The sequence below is a fragment of the Nocardia sp. NPDC004568 genome (assembly GCF_040609955.1).
Taxonomy (GTDB): Bacteria; Actinomycetota; Actinomycetes; order Mycobacteriales; family Mycobacteriaceae; genus Nocardia.
On record NZ_JBEXLL010000162.1, the window covers coordinates 1 to 4,331 of the forward strand.

1 protein-coding gene is annotated in these 4,331 nt (G+C 68.9%); it reads right to left on the reverse strand.

What is annotated here, in order from left to right; genetic code table 11:
• On the reverse strand, positions 1-4,295 hold a 4,295-nt coding region (locus ABZV91_RS32195), incomplete at its 3' end, for a condensation domain-containing protein (protein ID WP_355249485.1).
• Positions 4,296-4,331: the final 36 nt, after the last annotated feature.

Sequence of the window (4,331 nt, forward strand, 5' to 3'; positions counted from 1 at the left end):
CACACCGACACATCGAACGTCGACGGCGTCTTCTGCAACACCACGTCGGTGGATTCCAGACCGTACTCCGACTGCATCCACACCAGGCGATTCACAATCGCCGCATGCGACACCGCCACACCCTTCGGACGACCCGTCGAACCGGAGGTGAAGATCACGTAGGCGGTATTCGACGCCCGCAACGGCGCACGACGATCGGCATCTGTGACCGGCGTATCCGCGTACGCGCTCAGGTCCAGCCTGTCGATCCGTACCTGAGCGGTATCGGTCGGCAGATCGTCGCCGGAGGTGAGCACGCAGATCGGGTCGGCGGTGGCCAGGATGTACTCGGTCCGCTCGGCCGGATGATCCGGATCCAGCGGTACGTAGGCGCCACCGGCGACGGTGACCGCGTACATACCGACCACCAGATCGATGGAACGCCGCATACCCAGCGCCACATACGACTCCGGACCCACACCGCGGGCGATCAGCCACCGGGCGAGCAGATTCACCCGTGCTGTGAAATCGGCGTAGGACAGGGTCTCCGTCCCGAAGGTCAGCGCGGGCGCGTCCGGGGTCCGGACGCTCTGCGCGGAGAACATCGAGGCCAGCGTGGCGGTGGTGTCGACAGTGTGCGCGGTGTCGTTCCAGCCGCGCAGCACCTGCTCGCGTTCCCCGCTGTCCAGCAGTTCGATCTCACCGATCCGCCGCTCGGGGGCCTCGGTGAGGGCGGTGAGCACCCGCACCAGCCGGTCGGCGATCCGGCGCACATCGGCTTCGTCGAACATGTCCTGCTGATAACCGGCGCGAATCCGCAGCGTGCTGCCGAGTGCGGCGATCAGGCTCAGCGGATAGTGGGTGGCGTCGACCGCGCTCAATCCGGTCACCGCCATCCCGTCGATATCGGTGGCCTGCGCCTGGATACCCTCGGCGTCCACCGGATACGACTCGAACACCAGCAGGGTGTCGAAGAGGGTCGCCATCCCCGCCGCGCCCTGGATATCCGCCAGACCCACATAGTGGTGGTCCAGCAGATCGGCCTGTTCACCCTGGGTGCGGGTGAGCAGTTCGCGCGCGGGCTCGTCCTGATCGAACCGCACCCGCACCGGGACAGTGTTGATGAACAACCCGACCATGGTCTCCACCCCGGTCAGTTGCGGTGGACGACCGGAGACGGTGGCACCGAACAGCACATCGTCGCGGCCGGTGATCCGGCCGAGCAGTACCGCCCACGCCACCTGCAACACCGTGTTGGCGGTGATTCCGAGTTCGGCGGCCAGCGCGGTGATCCGCGCCGTCGCCGCGGCGTCCAGCTCGAAAGCGTATTCGCCGGAGAGGGACTCGATCTCGTGCGCGGCATCGCCGCCGCCGGTTTCCGGCCGGCTGAGCAGGGTCGGTTCGCTCACTCCGGCCAGCGCCTCGGCCCAGGCCGCCAGCGACGCCGGGTGATCCTGCCGGCCGACCCAGTCCAGGAAGTGCCGGTAGGAGCGGGCCGCGGGCAGCACGGTGCCGTCGGCCCGTACCGCGTACAGCGTCAGCAGATCCTGCATGAGCAGCGGCATCGACCAGCCGTCGAGCACGATGTGGTGGTTGGACACCACGAACTGCCAGGTGTCGGCGCCGGTCTTGATCAGGGTGAACCTGATCAGCCGCGGTTCGGCGAGATCGAAGCGCCGCAGCCGGTCGGCGTCGACGAGGTCGGCGGCCGTGCCGGTAGCGCTGCGATCGTGCTCGGTCCAGTCGACCGGCACCTCGTCGAGCACCACCTGCACCGAGTTGCCCGCACGGTCGGTGACGAACACCGTGCGCAGGTTCTCGTAACGATCCACCAGGGCCTGCGCGGCTGCCCGCAGCCGTTCGGCGTCCACCCGGCCGGTCAGTGTGAGCACCGCCTGCGCGGTGTACACATCCACCGAGGTGGCGGCGAGCTGCGCGTGGAACAGCATGCCCGCCTGCAACGAGGACAGCGGCCACAGATCGGCGACCTGCTTCGGGAACCGCTGTTCGATTTCCTCGACAGCCGGCTGCGTTATCGCGACCAGCGGGAAGTCCGACGGCGTATGGCCGCCGGCCTCCGCGGAATCGGCATGACGGGCCACCGCTTCCAGTGCCCGTACCCACAGGTCCCCGAATTCGCGGGCTTCGTCCCGCGACAGCAGCGTGGACGGATAGCCGATACGCGCGGTGAGCGTATCGCCGACCACGACCGCGTTGATATCCAGCAGTGCCATGGCCGGCATATCGGCGTCGTAGCCGACGTCGACGGCCAGATCGGCCGCCGGGAGCCAGCCGAAGCCGTGCATCTCCTCGGGGATCTCGCCGGCGCCGACACGACCCAGGTAGTTGAAGTTCACCTGGCCCGGCATATCCCGCGGGAATTCGGCAGCCGTCTCGGAGTTCATGTACCGCAGCAGGCCGTAGCCGACACCCTTGTCCGGGACCGCGAGCAATTGCTCCTTGACCCGCTTGAGCGCGGCGCCCAGTTCCGGTTCGCCGGCGAGGGCGGCCTCGATATCGATACCGGCCGGCTCGAACCGGACCGGGAAGAGCGCGGTGAACCAACCGACCGTGCGGGACAGATCGGCCCCGGGCACGATCTCTTCCTCACGGCCGTGGCCCTCGAGCCGGATCAGCAGCGGATCGTCCAGGGCGACGCCGGGCGCGCGCCGCGCCCGCCAGGCGGCGGTCGCCAGGACGAGTGCGGTGAGCAGACCGTCGTTCACACCGCCGTGGAACAGCGCCGGAACAGTGGTGAGCAGGGTCTGGGTGACCTCCGGCGATACCTGCACCGCGTGCACCGCGACGACTCCGGCGGTATCCACCGCGGGATCCAGCCGGCGCTCGGTGAGCAGCGGGTCGGCGGTACCGGCAACGGTCCGCCAGTACTCGAGTTCCGCGAGCCGCTCGGCGCTGTGCGCGTTCTGCTCGAGCGCGTGCGCCCAGGTCCGCATGGAGGTGACCGGCGCGGGCAGCTCGGGGAGCTGGCCGGCGCTGCGCGCGACAGCGGACAGCACCAGATCGGGCACCAGGACACGCCAGGACACGCCGTCGACCGCGAGGTGGTGCACGATGACCACCAGGTGGCCGGCCCGCCCGCCGGTATCGGGTTCCAGCCAGACGAACCGGACCACCACACCGCGCTCGGGATCGAGCCGATCCAACGCGGTATCGACCGCGGCCGTGGCGATCTCGGACAGTTCGGGGCCGGTGAGGGCGGCGTCGAACACGGTGTGGTCGATCAGCGCGTCCACATCCACGCTGCCCGGTGCGCCCGCTTCCACGATCCAGTCGCCGTCGACGGTGTACAGCCGGGAACGCAACATATCGTGCCGGTCGACCACCGGGCCCACCACGGCGGCAATGGTTTCCCGGTCGATGCCGATCGGGAGGTCCAGGGTGATGAGCTGGTGGAAACGCCCGAAGGAGCCGGGCCGTTCGGCCATGAACCGCACGATCGGCGTCAGTGGCATGGTGCCGACGCCGCCGCCCGGTAGTTCGACGAGCGTACGCGTCACGCTGTCGGCGTCCGCGGCTTCGGCGACAGCGGCCAGCCCGGCCACCGTCCGCTGTTCGAAGACGTGCCGCGGACTGAACACCACGCCGCGGGCCTTCGCGCGGGACACCAGCTGAATGGACACGATGCTGTCGCCGCCGAGGGCGAAGAACGAATCGTCCACACCCACCCGGTCCACGCCCAGGACCTCGGCGAAAACCTCCGCGATGATCTGCTCGACCGCGGTACGCGGCCCGCGGAAGGCGGTGCGCGCCTGGAATACCGGTTCGGGCAGGGCCTTGCGGTCCAGCTTCCCGGCGGGGGTCAGCGGGATCCGGTCGATCACCATGACGGCCGCCGGCACCATGTAGTCGGGCAGCCGCTCGGCGACGTACCCGGTCAGCGCCGTGACATCCACCGCGGCACCGGACGCGGCCACGACGTAGGACACCAGCGATACCGCGCCCGCGGCGTTCTTGTGTCCGGTCGTGACGGCGAAGTCCACGGTGTCGTGCGCGGTCAGCGCCGCGTCGATCTCACCCAGCTCGATACGGAAACCACGAACCTTGACCTGGAAGTCATTACGACCCACATACTCCACCGCGGGATCACCCGCGGCATCACGACGCCACCGCACCACATCACCCGTGCGATACAAACGCGAACCCGGCGCACCGAACGGATCGGCAACGAACCGCTCCGCGGTCAAACCGGCACGGGCGTGGTAACCGCGCGCCAACTGGACACCACCGACATACAGCTCACCAGCCACACCCTCGGGCACCGGGTTCAGCCGATCGTCGAGCACCAGAGTCCGCATACCCCGCACCGGACCACCGATCGTGACCCGATCACC